Here is a 13,512-nt window from a genome sequence, read left to right as displayed (position 1 = left end):
CGGCGGTGTTACCAGTCCACCCCCTACATGGAAGGGTCTCGTGTCCAGCCTACATGGAAGGAGCTCGTGTCGAGGGGGAGTCATCGCGAACGGTTTCAGGCGTACCGTTTCGCCTCGAACTCCTTGGTCGCGCGGTCGTAATCGATGTCGACGCCGATGGAGGCCGTCCGGAACTGTCCGGAGTCGGACCGGAAGTCGTTGTCGAGGTCGCGCAGTTCGAGGTCGTCGATACCGTCGTAGTCGAACCGGAACAGGCCGCGGATGTCGATCTCCTGCTCGCGCATCTGGAAGGCGAAGTTCTCCCCGTAGTACTCTATCTCGCCGTCGGAGTCGCGTTCGAAGGCCAGCGCACCGTCGTAGGCGGTGAACTCGTGTTCCGTCCCGTCCCATTCGACGTCGATGGCCTCGCCGAGGACCGAGAGGCGGAACTCTATCTTGTCGTCTCGCTTCTCGAGGTCCAGCTCGTCGATGACGCTGCCAGGTGCACCGAAGATACTGAACTCGAACGAGTTCTTGCTGGGGCGGTCGCGCGAGCGCGTGAACGGCGAGTCGAATTCGAGGTCGTCGCCCCGGGACCTGAAGTAGGTGCTCGTATCGGGGTCCCAGAACTCGACGTCCCCGTTGGGTTTACGTTCGTAGTCCAGCCCCTCACGGAAGACGGGGCGGAACTGCTGTTGTGTCTGGTAGACATCGACCTTTCTACCACCGAGAACACCGCCGGTGAGCCCTGTTGCACCCGCGCCCAGCGCGGCCAGGTACTCGCGTCGCGAGAATGACCTCATTGTGCTTCACATACAGAATCGGCATCGCCGGGAATACCCCCTTCCCAACCGATACGTTCGGTGAGTACGGGTCGGTGGAGAGCGGGCGGTCGGTTAGTGAGCGAGGCGGTTCTGCCGCTTCGAGAACCGAGATGCGGTGACGGCGCGGATACGTTTATCCTATCAGGGGTCGGATTACCGTCCGAGTCGCGTCGACGACGCGACCGCTCACCATCATGCAACTCGAACAGTTCAAGCGCGAGAACGCACCGAAAGAAGGCGGCGATGTCTTCCAGCTCGAGAACGACAAACTGCTCGACGTCCATCTGGACGGGACCGTCATGGCGAAAGCCGGGTCGATGGTCGCCTACACGGGTGACATCTCCTTCGAACGCAAGTCCGCCGGCGGTCTGACGGGGATGTTGAAGTCGAAAGCGACCGGCGAGGGCTCGGTGATGATGCAGGCGAGTGGGTCGGGGAACCTGTACCTGGCCGACCGCGGGAAGAAGGTCCAGGTCCTCAGTCTCGACGAGGGCGAGGAGATAAGCGTCAACGGGAACGACGTGCTGGCGTTCGAGAACAGCGTGACGTGGGACATCCGGACCATCGATAGCATCGCGGGCTTCCAGACCGGCGGCCTGTTCAACGTCTTCCTCGAGGGGCCCGGACACGTCGCCATCACCACCCACGGCGACCCGCTCGTGCTCGAGACGCCGGTGACGACCGACCCGCAGGCGACCGTCGCCTGGAGCAGCTCCGTCTCGCCGGGATACAAGACCGACCGGAACCTCAAGAGCTTCTTCGGGAAGTCCTCCGGCGAGACCTACCAGCTCGACTTCACCCAGCCTGGCGGGTTCGTCGTCGTCCAGCCGTACGAGGAGTCCGGGCCGACACAGTAACACCGACCCGCCTCTTCCTGGTCGCAGTTCAGTCAGTCGTCCAGACCGCGTCGAGTGTCCCACTCGCAGCTTCGACGCCGGACGACAGCTCGAACCGGAGCGGCAAGTCTCCCACCTGCTCGACGACTCCCTGCTCGGCGAGATCGCGCAGGTGCGCGAACGCCTCGCCGGCGCCGAACTTGACGTGGATGCCACACATATCACCGAACAGGGTCGTCGCGACCGCCCACGGAGTCGCCGGTTCGTTCTCGGCGAGCGTGGCGAGCACTCGGGCGGCTCGCTCGCGGTGGTGCCCACGGATGGCCGCGATTCGCGGTCCCAGCTCGAACGCCTCGCCGTGGCCGGGGCTGGCGGCCGTGACCCGGGCGTCGAGTCGGGAGAGCGTCTCACGGTAGGCTTCAAGTGGCGCTTTCTGCCGGGTGTCGCCGCCGCCGACGTTCGGCGTGATGGTCCCCAGCACGGCGTCCCCGACGAAGCCCTGTGTGCCGGACGACGGGGCTCCAGCCGGGACGAACGCGACGTGACCCGCGGTGTGTCCCGGCGTGTGCACGGCTTCGAGCCCGGCGACCTCGTCTCCGTCCTGCAGCTCGTGCACCGGAGCCGTCTCCGGCACTGGGCTGGACGAATCGGTCGCGAGCAGGTGTTCGGTCCGTGGCTGTGGGACGCCCCATCGCTCGAGCGTCTCGGCGTCCCGCTCGAGCCGGCGGGCGCGCTCCGCCGCGTAGTCCGCCACCAGCGGGGCGTCTCGCTCGTGCAACCAGAGGTCGGCGTCCGCCGCCGAGGCGAGTCGCGGCGCGTTCCCCATGTGGTCGCCGTGCCAGTGTGTGACGAGGACGTGGTCGACGTCGTCGACTGCGAGTCCCGTGGATTCGATACCGTCGACGAGTGTCTCCCAGGCGGTGTCACCCGGCGGGCCGGGGTCGACGAGGACGCCGCGTTCGGGCAACAGGTAGGCGCTGGTCCCACCTTCGGGATTCGCGCCGGCAGCTGTCGAGACGCGGATTCGGACTGGATCCAGCGTGTAGTCGGCGGTCATTCACTCGTCTGTACGACGGGAGCGGCGGGCAAACGTGTTCCGTTCATCGCGGAACGAGAGCACCTCTGGTGAGACGATGGCGTGAAGAGCGGGAAAGGACGGTCAGCCGGAGGCGAGGTAGCGACAGAGCGTCGATTCGTGGACCGGCCACGACTCGTCCTCCCCACCCACGTTGGCAACAGGCGAACGACTTTTTGCCACCTGCCTCCACGTGAGAGACGAATGGCCGATGGGAGCGCGCCCCACGAGGGGCCGGGGTCCGCCGAGCCGCAGTCGCCGCCCGATTCGTTCGTCGAACAGGCGGCGGTCAGCGACCCGGACGTCTACGAAGAGTTCGAACGCGACTGGCCCGCGTGCTGGAACCGAGCGGCGGCGCTCCTCGACTGGGAAACCGACTACGGCGCGGTCCTCGAGGAGGGTGACACCGTCGACTGGTTCCCGGGTGGCCGACTGAACGCCTCGTACAACTGCGTCGACCGGCACGTCGAGGCGGGACGGGGCGACGCCGTCGCGTTGGAATGGGAGGGCAAACTAGACGAGACGCGGACGTACACGTACCGCGAACTGTACGAGGAGGTGAACGCCTTCGCGGCGGCACTGCGCGACCTCGGCGTCGGGGAGAACGACGTCGTCACGCTGTACATGCCCGTCCTTCCCGACCTGGTCGTGTCGATGCTCGCCTGTGCCCGCATCGGCGCGCCGCACTCCGTCGTCTTCGCGGGCTTCTCGGCCGACGCGCTGGCGACCCGGATGCAGAACACCGGCTCACGCCTGCTCGTCACCTGTGACGGCTACTACCGCCGCGGCGACGCGGTCGACCTGAAGAGCACCGCCGACAACGCGTGCCTCTCGGTCTCGCGAGAGGTCGAGCAGGTCGTCGTCGACAGGCTCGGCGCCGGCGACTATCCGGGGGACCACCACTCCTACGCCGACTGTATCGCTGCCCACGAGGGGGCGGTCGTCGAGCCAGTCCCCCGAGGCGCTTCGGACCTGCTGTTCTACATCTACACCTCGGGGACGACGGGCGAACCGACCGCGGTCCGCCACACCACGGGCGGCTATCTGGCACACGTCGCGTGGACCACGCACGCGGTTCTCGACCTCGACCACACGGACACCTACTGGTGTACCGCCGACGTGGGCTGGATCACCGGCCACTCCTACGTGGTCTACGGCCCGCTCGCGCTGGGTGCGACGACGGTCCTCTACGAGGGTACCCCGGACCCGCCCGAGAAGGACCGCTTCTGGGAGATACTCGAACGCCACGAGGTCGACGTGTTCTACACGGCTCCGACCTCCATCCGGGCGTTCGTCAAGTGGGGCGCGGACCATCCCGCGAGTCACGACCTGTCCAGCCTCCGCCTGCTCGGGACCGTGGGTGAGAGCATCGACGAGACGGCGTGGAAGTGGTATCGCGACCACATCGGCGGTGGAACCTGCCCTATCGTCGACACCTGGTGGCAGACCGAGACCGGCGGCATGATGGTCAGCACGCTCCCCGGCGTCGACGAGATGCGACCGGGGAGCGTCGGCCGGCCACTTCCCGGCATCGAGGTCGCCGTCGTCGACGAGTTCGGAGAACGGGTCGAACCGGGCGAGTCCGGGCAGCTGGTCGTCACCAGACCGTGGCCGGGCCAGCCCGCCTCCCTCTGCGAGGGGACCGGCTGGGCTCGGAGACAGCTCGCGACCGGCGACGCGGCGCCCGACGGGAGCGACTGGTGCTACCGGACCGGCGACGGTGCGGTCGCGAGCGAGGACGGCTACATCACCGTGCTGGGCCGCCTCGACGACGTGGTCACGGTGGCTGGACAGCGGCTCGGTACCGCCGAGATAGAGTCCGCCATCGTCGCCGTCGACGGGGTTGCGGAAGCCGCGGTCGTCGGGGGGAGGAACGACCACGGTGAAACGACGGTCCACGCATACGTCAGTCCCGCCGCCAACGTCGCAGGGACCGAGTCCCTCCACGAACGCATCTGCGACGGTGTCGAGGAGACTATCGGACCGGTCGGGGTCCCCGACGAGGTGACGTTCACCGCCGCACTCCCGAAGACCCGCTCGGGGAAGATACTCCGACGCTACCTCGAGGCCATCGCGAACGGCGAGACGCCGGGCGACGCGAGCTCGCTCCGGAATCCGGAGGTCGTCGGCGAACTCGCGTCTCGCGGCGAGGAATGAGCTCGACGCATGGGGCAGCGAATTTCGCAGATGGGGAATTAGACGAAATAGAGAGCTAGCTGTGGCAGCGCTCTCGATGGACTCTCCGCAGCTCTCTACTCCGGTGACCGGATGGCCGACCCAACACTTATTCGCGTTCTTCGAGAAAGGCGAAACAGACGATGCCCGACCGGGTGGACGAGGAGTTCCTGACTCGAGCCGAGTTCGAGACACTCCGTCGCGCGACGAGAACCTACCGGGAGGAGCTCGTCCTCTCGCTCGCTGGCCGGGTCGGGCTCAGACCGACCGAGATAGCGGGGCTGTGTCTGGACGACCTCTCGCGGCGGGACCACCGCGGCGAGACGCACCACCTACTCACCGTCGGGGAGGGAGCAGACGGGTCGACGACTCGCCTCGCGTACGTTCCGTCCGAGGTAGCCAGTGACCTCCGCAAGTTCGCGAACTCGCACGACCGTGACCCGTCCGAACCGCTGTTCGACGTCGGTGCCCGTCGGTTGCAGATGCTCGTCAGGTCGGTCGCAGAGCGGACGGATTCCGAGCGGTTGCAGGCGGTCTCGTCGCGGGACCTCAGGCACCATTACGCCAGACGACTGCTCGACGAAGGAATCGATCCAGCCGTGACGAAAGCAGTCGGTGGCTGGAACAGTCTCGAGAGCCTCGACCCGTACCTCGACTCGCCGTCGGCGAGAGACGTCCTCTCGGCGTTCTCCACCGGGTCGATGGCAGGCACGCGAGACGGCCAGCCGGGAGCACACGCCCACCAGCGATATTCTGCGCCCACCAACTCCCGGACCACCGACCTCGTGCGCTGTATCGCGTCGCTGGGAGCCTCTCTCGAAGACGTCTCGACGCGGGAGGAGGTCGAGACCGCGGCCTGTGACGCCCTCACCGACTGCTTCCAGGCGGTGTGGGTCTGCGACGACGACGGGAACACCCGGTCCCACTCGGGCACGGCACCCACTCCATCGGACACCATCCAGTCCGCTCTGGAAAGCGCGGACGTCTCGTCGCGGCTCGCGGCGGCGGAGGGCGGCACGAAGACGGCGCGAGACGCGGTCATCCTCCCGGACGTACGGGGCGTTCCGTCCCTCTGCGTGGTCGCGCTCCGGGCACCCGAAACCGTCCACGGTTTCCTCTGCGTCGCCACGGCGACCGTCGACGACGACATCCGCCGGGTCCTCGCCGACGCCGGCCGACGAATCGGTCGTACCCTCACCGCGGTCGAGCGGAAGCGGCTCTTGCTGGCGGACACCGGGGTCGAACTCACGTTCCGAAGCACGGATCGGTCTGCGTTCCTCGTCGACTGTTCGGCAGCCCTCGGCTGCGAGCTGTCGGTCGAGGGCGTCGTCCCGGTGGCTGAGTCCTCGTTGCTTCACTTCGTCTCGGTCCGTGGTGCTGGCGTCGGTGCCGTGCTCGAGCAGGTCGAAGGCGCCGACGAAGTACAGACCGCCAGGCTGGTCCGTGATTACGGCGACCACGCGCTCCTGGAGTTCGTCGTGGGCGACCGGGCGCTGGCGCCGGCCCTCGTGGGACACGGTGGAAGCGTCCGTTCGCTCAGGGTTGCCGACGGCGTCGCTCGCGTCGAGAGCGTCTTCTCCGGACACGCCGACGTCAGATCCGTCGTCGAGGCGTTCACGGACGCGTTCCCCGACTCCGAACTGGTCTCCAAGCAGGACGTGACCGAGCCGATAGAGACCGGTGCGAGAATCGAACAGGTCATCCACGAGGACATGACAGATAAGCAGCGTTCGGTCCTGCGGGCCGCCTTCCTGGCCGGCTACTTCGAGTGGCCGCGGGGAAGTACCGCGGAGGAGCTCGCGGACTCGATGGGTGTCGCTTCGCCGACGCTTCACAACCACCTGCGGAAGGCACAGCAGAAGGTGTTCACTGCCGTCTTCGACGAAGCAGAGCGGCCGGGCGACCGGTGACCCGAGAGCAGTGACTGGTGACCCGAGAGCAGTGACTGGTGACCGGAAACCACTAACTGATACTCAATGACTGGTACCCAGCGACCGATGGTCCTTGCCCGGAGGGGTAGTCCTTGTACACACCCCATGACACTAATTGTCTAGCATCGTCTCGGTCGCGGTACCCGTGAAACGACCGGCCCGTTTCCGCCCGTTTTCGAGAAGTGGTCCGTCGACGCCGCTATCGGCCGGGAGTTCGAGGATAGGATAATTAGCTGGCGTACTTATACTCGCATCCGACCCTTGTCAACTCGGCTCATGACAGGAGACAGTCCGGACGTGGAACTTGAGGCACGGCTGGCAGAACAGGAGCGGTTCCCGGTACCCGAGTCGTTCGCGGAACAGGCGAACGTCTCCGATCCGGGCATCTACGACGAGTTCGAGGAGAACTGGCCCGAGTGCTGGGAGGGTGCGGCCGACCTCCTCGACTGGGACGACGAGTACGACACCGTCCTCGACGACTCGAACCCACCGTTCTTCGAGTGGTTCACCGGCGGGTCGCTCAACGCATCCGCGAACTGTATCGACCGACACCTCGACGAACGAGGCGACGAGGTCGCCATCGAGTGGGTCGGGGAACCCGTCGACGAGGCAAACCGGAGCTACACGTACGAGGAGCTCCACCGCGAGGTGAACGAGTTCGCCGCGGCGCTCCGAGAACAGGGCGTCGAGGAGGACGACGTCGTGACGATGTACATGCCGATGGTGCCAGAACTTCCCATCGCGATGCTCGCGTGCGCCCGTATCGGCGCGCCACACTCGGTGGTCTTCGCGGGCTTCTCCGCCGACGCGCTCGCGACCCGGATGAACGCCGCCGATTCAGAGTATCTCGTCACCTGCGACGGCTACTACCGCCGCGGCGACCCGCTCCAGCACAAGGAGAAGGTCGACGACGGGCTGGCGGGCGTCGAGCACGACGTGTCCGACGTGGTCGTCGTCGACCGGCTCGGCGACACCTACGACCACCCGATGGCAGAGAATCACCACGACTACGACGAGCTCGTCGAAGCCCAGGCCGGGGCCGAGGTCGACCCGGTCGAACGAGACGCCGAGGACATGCTGTTCCTGATGTACACCTCGGGGACCACGGGGAAGCCGAAGGGCGTGAAGCACACGACCGGTGGCTACCTCTCCTGGGCCGCCTGGACGTCACAGGCCGTCCTCGACGTCAAGCCCGAGGACACCTACTTCTGTGCGGCTGACATCGGCTGGATCACCGGCCACTCCTACATCGTCTACGGTCCGCTCGCACTCGGGACGACGACGATGATGTACGAGGGGACGCCCGACTACCCCGAGCAGGACCGCCTCTGGGACATCGTCGAGGAGTACGAGGCGACGCAGCTGTACACCGCGCCGACCGCGATTCGCGCCTTCATGAAGTGGGGCAAGCAGTACCCCGAGAAGCATGACCTCTCCAGCCTCCGCCTGCTGGGGACCGTCGGTGAACCCATCAACCCGCGGGCCTGGAAGTGGTACTACAAGCACATCGGCGGCGAGGACTGCCCCGTCGTCGACACCTGGTGGCAGACCGAGACCGGCGGCATGATGATAACCACGCTCCCGGGCATCAAGGACATGAAGCCCGGGTCTGCGGGACCGCCGCTGCCGGGCCTCGACGTCCGCATCGTCGACGGAGCCGGTGACGAGGTGGAGCCGGGGCGTGCCGGCTACCTCACCGTTCAAAAGCCCTGGCCCGGGATGCTCCGCACCCTCTACCAGAACGACGAGCGCTTCATCAACGAGTACTGGGCGGAGTACTCCGACACCGACAGCGACGACCCGGACGACTGGGTCTACTTCCCGGAAGACGGCGCGAAGATAGACGACGACGGCTATATCACCGTTCTCGGCCGCGTCGACGACGTCATCAACGTCTCCGGCCACCGCCTCGGCACGATGGAGATCGAGTCCGCTATCGTCGGCGTCGAGGGCGTCGCGGAAGCCGCCGTCGTCGGCGGCGACCACGACCTGAAGGGCGAAGCGGTCTACGCCTACGTCATCACCGAAGACGGCTACGACGGCGACGACGAGCTTCGCGATGCCATCATCCAGGGCGTCGAGGAGGCCATCGGTCCCATCGCCCGCCCGGAGGCCGTCGTCTTCACGCCCGAACTCCCGAAGACCCGCTCCGGCAAGATCATGCGCCGGCTCCTCGAGGACATCGCCAACGGCGACGAGCTCGGCAACACCTCGACGCTTCGGAACCCGGACGTCGTCGAGGAAATCGCAGCGAAGGTTCGCGACGACTGACCAGCAGTAGCCTGGAAGCGGTCCCCGCGTTTTCCCGGCCGTCTAGCGAGGCGGCCGTCTCGACGCGTGAAGCTCAGTACTGTACGGCAAACGAACGACCGATGTTCACGACCCACCATGACAGATAACGACTCACACGCTGACGACAGTTCACACGACGACGACGGCCCCCCTCTCCGGACCGACGGCGGAGCCGCAGCACGCGAAAAGAACACCGACTACCTCGACGAGAAGATACACATCCTGCGCCCGGCGACCCCGTTCATGCGCGACCACCTCAAGGTGGTCTGGGGCACGTTCCTCGCCTGGGTCCTGTTCGTCTTCGGCCCGGTGACCGCGACCGCCATCGCACCGGGGTTCATGACCGAGACCATCGTTCTCGGCTTCCAGCTGCACTTCTTCCTGACCGCCATCGGCGCGCCGGCGGGTGCCCTGCTGCTCTCGGTCGTCTACGCGAAACAGCGTGACGCCCTCGACGACAAGTACGGTATCGAACACGCCGGCGACGCCGGCGAGACGGGCCAGCAAGCGGTCGCCGCCGACGGGGGTGAAGACCGGTGAGGTTCGACCTCCTGCTCCAGATGGGCGAGACCGGCCTCGACGCCGGCTTCAAGCTCATCCCAGCGCTCATCACCGCCTCGATGCTTCTCCTGTTCCTGAGCATCGGCTACGTCTTCCGCGTGGCCGACACCGACGGCCTCTGGGTCGCCGGGCGGTCCATCGGGAACATCGAGAACGGGATGGCCATCGGCGCGAACTGGATGTCCGCCGCCTCGTACCTCGGCGTAGCCGGCCTGGTCGGCCTCGCGGGCTACTACGGCCTCGCGTACCTCGTCGGCTGGACGGCGGGCTTCTTCATCTTGCTCATCTTCATGGCCGCGCAGTTCCGCCGGTTCGGGAAGTACACCGCCCCCGACTTCGTCGGTGACCGGTTCTACTCAGACGGCGCCCGTGCCATCGCCGCGTTCACCACCATCCTCATCGGCTTCGTCTACGCGGTCGGACAGGGCCGCGGCATGGGCCTGATGGCCATCTACCTGTTCGGGACGGGCTACGAGACCGGCGTCATCCTCCTCATGGGCATCACCATCGTCTACGTGGCCCTGTCGGGGATGCTCGGCGCGACCAAGAACATGGCCGTCCAGTACGTCATCCTCATCGCGGCGTTCCTCGTCGGACTCTACGCCGTCGGCTGGTCGCAGGGCTACTCGACGATACTGCCGTACATCGAATTCGGTAACGAGGCGACCTACGTCGCCAATCAGCTCTCGGCCGAGTTCTCCGCGCCGTTCGCGAACGCCTCCTACTTCGTCTGGGTGGCGACCGCGTTCACCCTCATCGTCGGCACTTGCGGCCTCCCGCACGTGCTCGTCCGGTTCTACACCGTCGAGAACGAACGGACCGCCCGGTGGTCCTGCGTCTGGGGACTGTTCTTCATCTGCCTGCTCTATTGGGGCACCGCCGCCTACGCCGCCTTCGGCGGCATCCTCGCCCAGGAGGCCGGCGTCAGCCCAGAGGGCGCGCTGTTCACCGGGACGCAGTCCGACGTGCTCGTCGTGCTGACCGCCCAGCTCGCGGATCTGCCGCAGTGGCTCGTCGGCCTCGTCGCCGCCGGTGCCGTCTCCGCGGCGCTCGCGACGACCGCCGGGCTGTTCATCGCAGCCTCCTCGGCCGCCGCCCACGACATCTACACGAACATCGTCAACGAGGACGCGACCCAGCGCCAGCAGCTCCTCGTCGGCCGCGCGACCATCGTCGCGCTCGGTGCCGCCGTCACCGTGGTCGCACTCGACCCGCCGGCGCTCATCGGCGAGCTGGTCAGCATGGCGTTCGCCATCGCCGGCTCCGTGCTGTTCCCCGTGTTCTTCCTCGGTCTCTGGTGGGAGAACACCAACCGAAAGGGTGCCATCGCCGGGATGCTCACCGGCCTCGGATTCTCGCTGTTCGGCATCATCAACGAGGTCCTGCCCGGCTACGTCGGCTTCATCGACGGCGACACGCTCTCGCCCGCGCTCGCGAGCGTCATCCCCGCGACCTCGTCGGCACTCGTGGCAGTGCCCGTCGTCTTCCTCGTCATCATCGGCGTCTCGCTGGCGACGGAGGACCCGCCGGAGGACATCAAGATGCTCGTCCGGCAGTGTCACAGTCCCGAGCCGATGCAGCGAATGGAGTCCGCAGAACAGGTCGTGAGCGACAGCTCGAACACCCCCGCGGACGACTGAGATGACCAGCGAAACCTCGACCACTGGTGTCGTCTCGCGTGTTCGCCAACACGTCTCCGAGAACGGCTCCGGGATGGCGGTCGACCTCGCGTTCGCACTCGCCTGGGTCACGCTCGTGACGCTCCTGTTCCAGGTCCTGCAGGGGCCGTCCTGGGCCTACCAGCTCTGCCTGGCGGCAGGCGTCGTCGCCTACTACGGCTTCTTCGCGTCGCTGTCGGTGGCGAGGGCACGGCAGTAGCGGTCGACCGACAGGGCCGACACCTTTTCCCGTCTATTCACGCCAGTTGGGAGAGACGATGGTCTCCGAAAAAACGACTCGGCGGGCCCTTCTCGCGGCACTCTCCTCGGGACTCGCTGGTTGTTCGACGACCGACGATTCACAGCAGGTGTCGGAATCGGTCTCTCGAACGCCGAGCCGAACGACGAGGACCTCGGTATCTACCCGGCCGATGACCGCCACTCGGGAGTCGGAAACGACGACAGAGACCACCACCGAGCCAGAAGAGACCGACCTGACCCTCGGCGTCGTCTACATCCCGTTCGCTGGCGACAAGTTCGGGAAGTGTACGGACGTCTGCCATCCCGAACTCGGCCAGTACGGCGACCCCATTCCGTCCACGGTCAGCAGTCAGCACGCCTCGTGGCTTCGAGAGGCGGGCGTCTCGACGGTCATGTTCAACTTCGGTGAATCGCGAGTAGACTACGACCGACTTCGGACGTTTCTACGGACCCCCCTCGACGGCCTCTCGGTCGAGCCCTTCTACGTCATCAGTCAGGCACTCAGGCGAGACAGAGACATCGAGGCGGACTTCGAGTTCCTCCGGGAGAACCTCCTCTCGACGGAACACGCCTCGACGATCGACGGCCGGCCTGTGGTGACCTTCTGGGACGTCGACTTCCTTGCGTGGGGCGGCAGCGAAGCGTCGAAGAAAGCGAAGCGGACGATAGAGGAGATGGGTGGCTACGCCGCGTTCGTGGACTATCTCAGAGAGCAACTGACCGTCGACGGTCGTGAACCGTTCCTCGTCGGCGACTTCTTCGACCACGCAATCGGTGGATACGGGGCGGAGTACGCGGAACTGAACAAGCAGTTCGACGGCGCGACAAACTGGATAAACGCGTTCGGCGACGACGGCACCACCGACTGGGCAACCGCCCGGGCACACGTCGAAGCGAACTTTTCAGCGACGCGGTCGTTCTGCGACGAACACGACATGGCGTACTTCCCGATGACCTATCCAGGATTCGACGACCGACACAACTCGTGCTGGGGTGGCGACCGGTACATCCCTCGCGCCCCTGCTCACCTTCGAGAATTGCTAGAACTCGCGGGGCGTTACGGAACCGGACGGGCGAACGTCGCGACATTCAACGACTGGACGGAAGGCCACCAGATAGAGCCCGGACAGTTCCGTGATGACTCGTACGGAACTGCCTATCTCGACGTCCTCTCCGAGTTCTCGCATTCGAAAAAATCCACGTGAAACCGCCCGTCGCTGGAACCAGCGTACCCGTTCAAGGACACCGTTACGCTCGTCGCTCCCCTTCTAATAGTATGGCAGATACCACGAAGGGACGGCACGAGAAAGCCGACGCCGAAGAGGAAGAACAGAGAGAACAGGAGCTCGAAGAGGAACTGGAACACGAGGAGAAGACGAAGAAGAACCGGAAAGAGCGCAAAGCGGACGACCTGGAAGACGCGCTCGCGACCGACGAGTGACGGCCGGGACGCAAACTGTGAACCGGTACGCGCCACAAACCGCCGGTCACTCGGGACGTTCATCGGCCCGGAGGAACGCCTCCAGACTCTGCTGTGCGTAGCCGGCAACCCGTTCACAGTACTCGAACAACACGTCGTTGAACTGTTCTCGGGTCGATTCGTCGAGACTGTCGAAACCGCGATAGCCATCGCCAGGAATCTCCGGGTGCAGGGTACAGACGACGCGGTAAGGTGCCTCGTCGGGGGCTCGTCCGGTGATGATGCCGTACTCGTCTGCACCCCAGATTCCGATGTTCGTCTGCCGACTGAGCGCCGAGTCGATGCGGTCGAGTTCGGCGAGTTCCGCGGCGGTCACGGCGGGGTGTGGACCCTCGAAGAGGTCCGAGAACGCGCGGTCACGGCCGTCGACGATCCAGCGTCCGAGCTGTTCTCTCGCCCGACGTAGCTGCGTCCGGTCGGGAAAGACGAGTTCCATACGT

General features: G+C 66.0%; 12 protein-coding genes. 9 read left to right on the top strand and 3 right to left on the bottom strand.

Translation table 11 applies throughout. From position 1 onward, the window contains the following. Positions 1-95 precede the first annotated feature (95 nt). Positions 96-782, bottom strand: a complete 687-nt coding sequence (locus ACSC1Y_RS12430) for a hypothetical protein (protein WP_435335191.1) — start codon at positions 780-782, stop codon at positions 96-98. 215 nt (positions 783-997) lie between these two features. On the opposite strand from ACSC1Y_RS12430, the gene ACSC1Y_RS12425 reads away from it, so the two are divergent. Beyond that, complete coding sequence (locus ACSC1Y_RS12425) at positions 998-1,660, top strand: AIM24 family protein (RefSeq protein ID WP_435335190.1); 663 nt, start codon at positions 998-1,000, stop codon at positions 1,658-1,660. Positions 1,661-1,688: 28 nt separating this feature from the next. Here the strand turns inward: ACSC1Y_RS12425 and ACSC1Y_RS12420 are convergent, their stop codons facing one another. Further along, positions 1,689-2,696: an MBL fold metallo-hydrolase gene (locus ACSC1Y_RS12420; RefSeq protein WP_435335189.1), complete on the bottom strand. Its 1,008-nt coding sequence runs from the start codon at positions 2,694-2,696 to the stop codon at positions 1,689-1,691. A 222-nt stretch (positions 2,697-2,918) separates the two neighbouring features. On the opposite strand from ACSC1Y_RS12420, the gene ACSC1Y_RS12415 reads away from it, so the two are divergent. The 8 genes from ACSC1Y_RS12415 to ACSC1Y_RS12380 all read left to right on the top strand — a co-directional run bounded on the left by ACSC1Y_RS12415 (position 2,919) and on the right by ACSC1Y_RS12380 (position 13,033). Next, on the top strand, positions 2,919-4,871 hold the full coding sequence (locus ACSC1Y_RS12415; protein ID WP_435335188.1) for an acetate--CoA ligase: 1,953 nt from the start codon (positions 2,919-2,921) through the stop codon (positions 4,869-4,871). A gap of 161 nt (positions 4,872-5,032) precedes the next feature. Next, positions 5,033-6,799: a bacterio-opsin activator domain-containing protein gene (locus tag ACSC1Y_RS12410; protein ID WP_435335187.1), complete on the top strand. Its 1,767-nt coding sequence runs from the start codon at positions 5,033-5,035 to the stop codon at positions 6,797-6,799. A gap of 297 nt (positions 6,800-7,096) precedes the next feature. Further along, the gene (acs, locus tag ACSC1Y_RS12405; protein WP_435335186.1) at positions 7,097-9,091 is read left to right on the top strand and encodes an acetate--CoA ligase; all 1,995 of its coding nucleotides are present in this window, start codon (positions 7,097-7,099) and stop codon (positions 9,089-9,091) included. Positions 9,092-9,208: 117 nt separating this feature from the next. Continuing rightward, positions 9,209-9,652, top strand: a complete 444-nt coding sequence (locus tag ACSC1Y_RS12400; protein ID WP_435335185.1) for a DUF4212 domain-containing protein — start codon at positions 9,209-9,211, stop codon at positions 9,650-9,652. Positions 9,653-9,672: 20 nt separating this feature from the next. Next, positions 9,673-11,313: a VC_2705 family sodium/solute symporter gene (locus ACSC1Y_RS12395; RefSeq protein ID WP_435335781.1), complete on the top strand. Its 1,641-nt coding sequence runs from the start codon at positions 9,673-9,675 to the stop codon at positions 11,311-11,313. A gap of 1 nt (position 11,314) precedes the next feature. Then, on the top strand, positions 11,315-11,551 hold the full coding sequence (locus ACSC1Y_RS12390; protein ID WP_435335184.1) for a DUF8119 family protein: 237 nt from the start codon (positions 11,315-11,317) through the stop codon (positions 11,549-11,551). A 211-nt stretch (positions 11,552-11,762) separates the two neighbouring features. Then, positions 11,763-12,797: a glycoside hydrolase family 71/99 protein gene (locus ACSC1Y_RS12385; protein WP_435335183.1), complete on the top strand. Its 1,035-nt coding sequence runs from the start codon at positions 11,763-11,765 to the stop codon at positions 12,795-12,797. 71 nt (positions 12,798-12,868) lie between these two features. Continuing rightward, positions 12,869-13,033, top strand: a complete 165-nt coding sequence (locus ACSC1Y_RS12380; protein ID WP_435335182.1) for a hypothetical protein — start codon at positions 12,869-12,871, stop codon at positions 13,031-13,033. Between the two features lie 46 nt (positions 13,034-13,079). Here the strand turns inward: ACSC1Y_RS12380 and ACSC1Y_RS12375 are convergent, their stop codons facing one another. Beyond that, positions 13,080-13,508 carry a DUF7539 family protein gene (locus ACSC1Y_RS12375; protein WP_435335181.1) on the bottom strand — a complete coding sequence of 143 codons (429 nt, stop codon included), beginning with the start codon at positions 13,506-13,508 and terminating at the stop codon, positions 13,080-13,082. Between the last annotated feature and the right edge of the window lie 4 nt (positions 13,509-13,512).

Source organism: Haloarchaeobius lipolyticus (genome assembly GCF_051208015.1).
In the GTDB taxonomy this organism is placed as follows: Archaea; Halobacteriota; Halobacteria; order Halobacteriales; family Natrialbaceae; genus Haloarchaeobius.
The sequence above is the reverse complement of the archived record's forward strand: the minus strand, read 5'-3'. Positions and strand labels throughout refer to the sequence as shown.

Coding starts and splice junctions, on each gene's coding strand:
- ACSC1Y_RS12415 (WP_435335188.1), top strand. CDS start 2,919: ATGGCCGATGGGAGCGCGCCCCACGAGGGGCCGGGGTCCGCCGAGCCG.
- ACSC1Y_RS12410 (WP_435335187.1), top strand. CDS start 5,033: ATGCCCGACCGGGTGGACGAGGAGTTCCTGACTCGAGCCGAGTTCGAG.
- ACSC1Y_RS12420 (WP_435335189.1), bottom strand. CDS start 2,696: ATGACCGCCGACTACACGCTGGATCCAGTCCGAATCCGCGTCTCGACA.
- ACSC1Y_RS12395 (WP_435335781.1), top strand. CDS start 9,673: ATGGGCGAGACCGGCCTCGACGCCGGCTTCAAGCTCATCCCAGCGCTC.
- ACSC1Y_RS12385 (WP_435335183.1), top strand. CDS start 11,763: ATGACCGCCACTCGGGAGTCGGAAACGACGACAGAGACCACCACCGAG.
- ACSC1Y_RS12380 (WP_435335182.1), top strand. CDS start 12,869: ATGGCAGATACCACGAAGGGACGGCACGAGAAAGCCGACGCCGAAGAG.
- ACSC1Y_RS12430 (WP_435335191.1), bottom strand. CDS start 782: ATGAGGTCATTCTCGCGACGCGAGTACCTGGCCGCGCTGGGCGCGGGT.
- ACSC1Y_RS12425 (WP_435335190.1), top strand. CDS start 998: ATGCAACTCGAACAGTTCAAGCGCGAGAACGCACCGAAAGAAGGCGGC.
- acs (WP_435335186.1), top strand. CDS start 7,097: ATGACAGGAGACAGTCCGGACGTGGAACTTGAGGCACGGCTGGCAGAA.
- ACSC1Y_RS12375 (WP_435335181.1), bottom strand. CDS start 13,508: ATGGAACTCGTCTTTCCCGACCGGACGCAGCTACGTCGGGCGAGAGAA.
- ACSC1Y_RS12390 (WP_435335184.1), top strand. CDS start 11,315: ATGACCAGCGAAACCTCGACCACTGGTGTCGTCTCGCGTGTTCGCCAA.
- ACSC1Y_RS12400 (WP_435335185.1), top strand. CDS start 9,209: ATGACAGATAACGACTCACACGCTGACGACAGTTCACACGACGACGAC.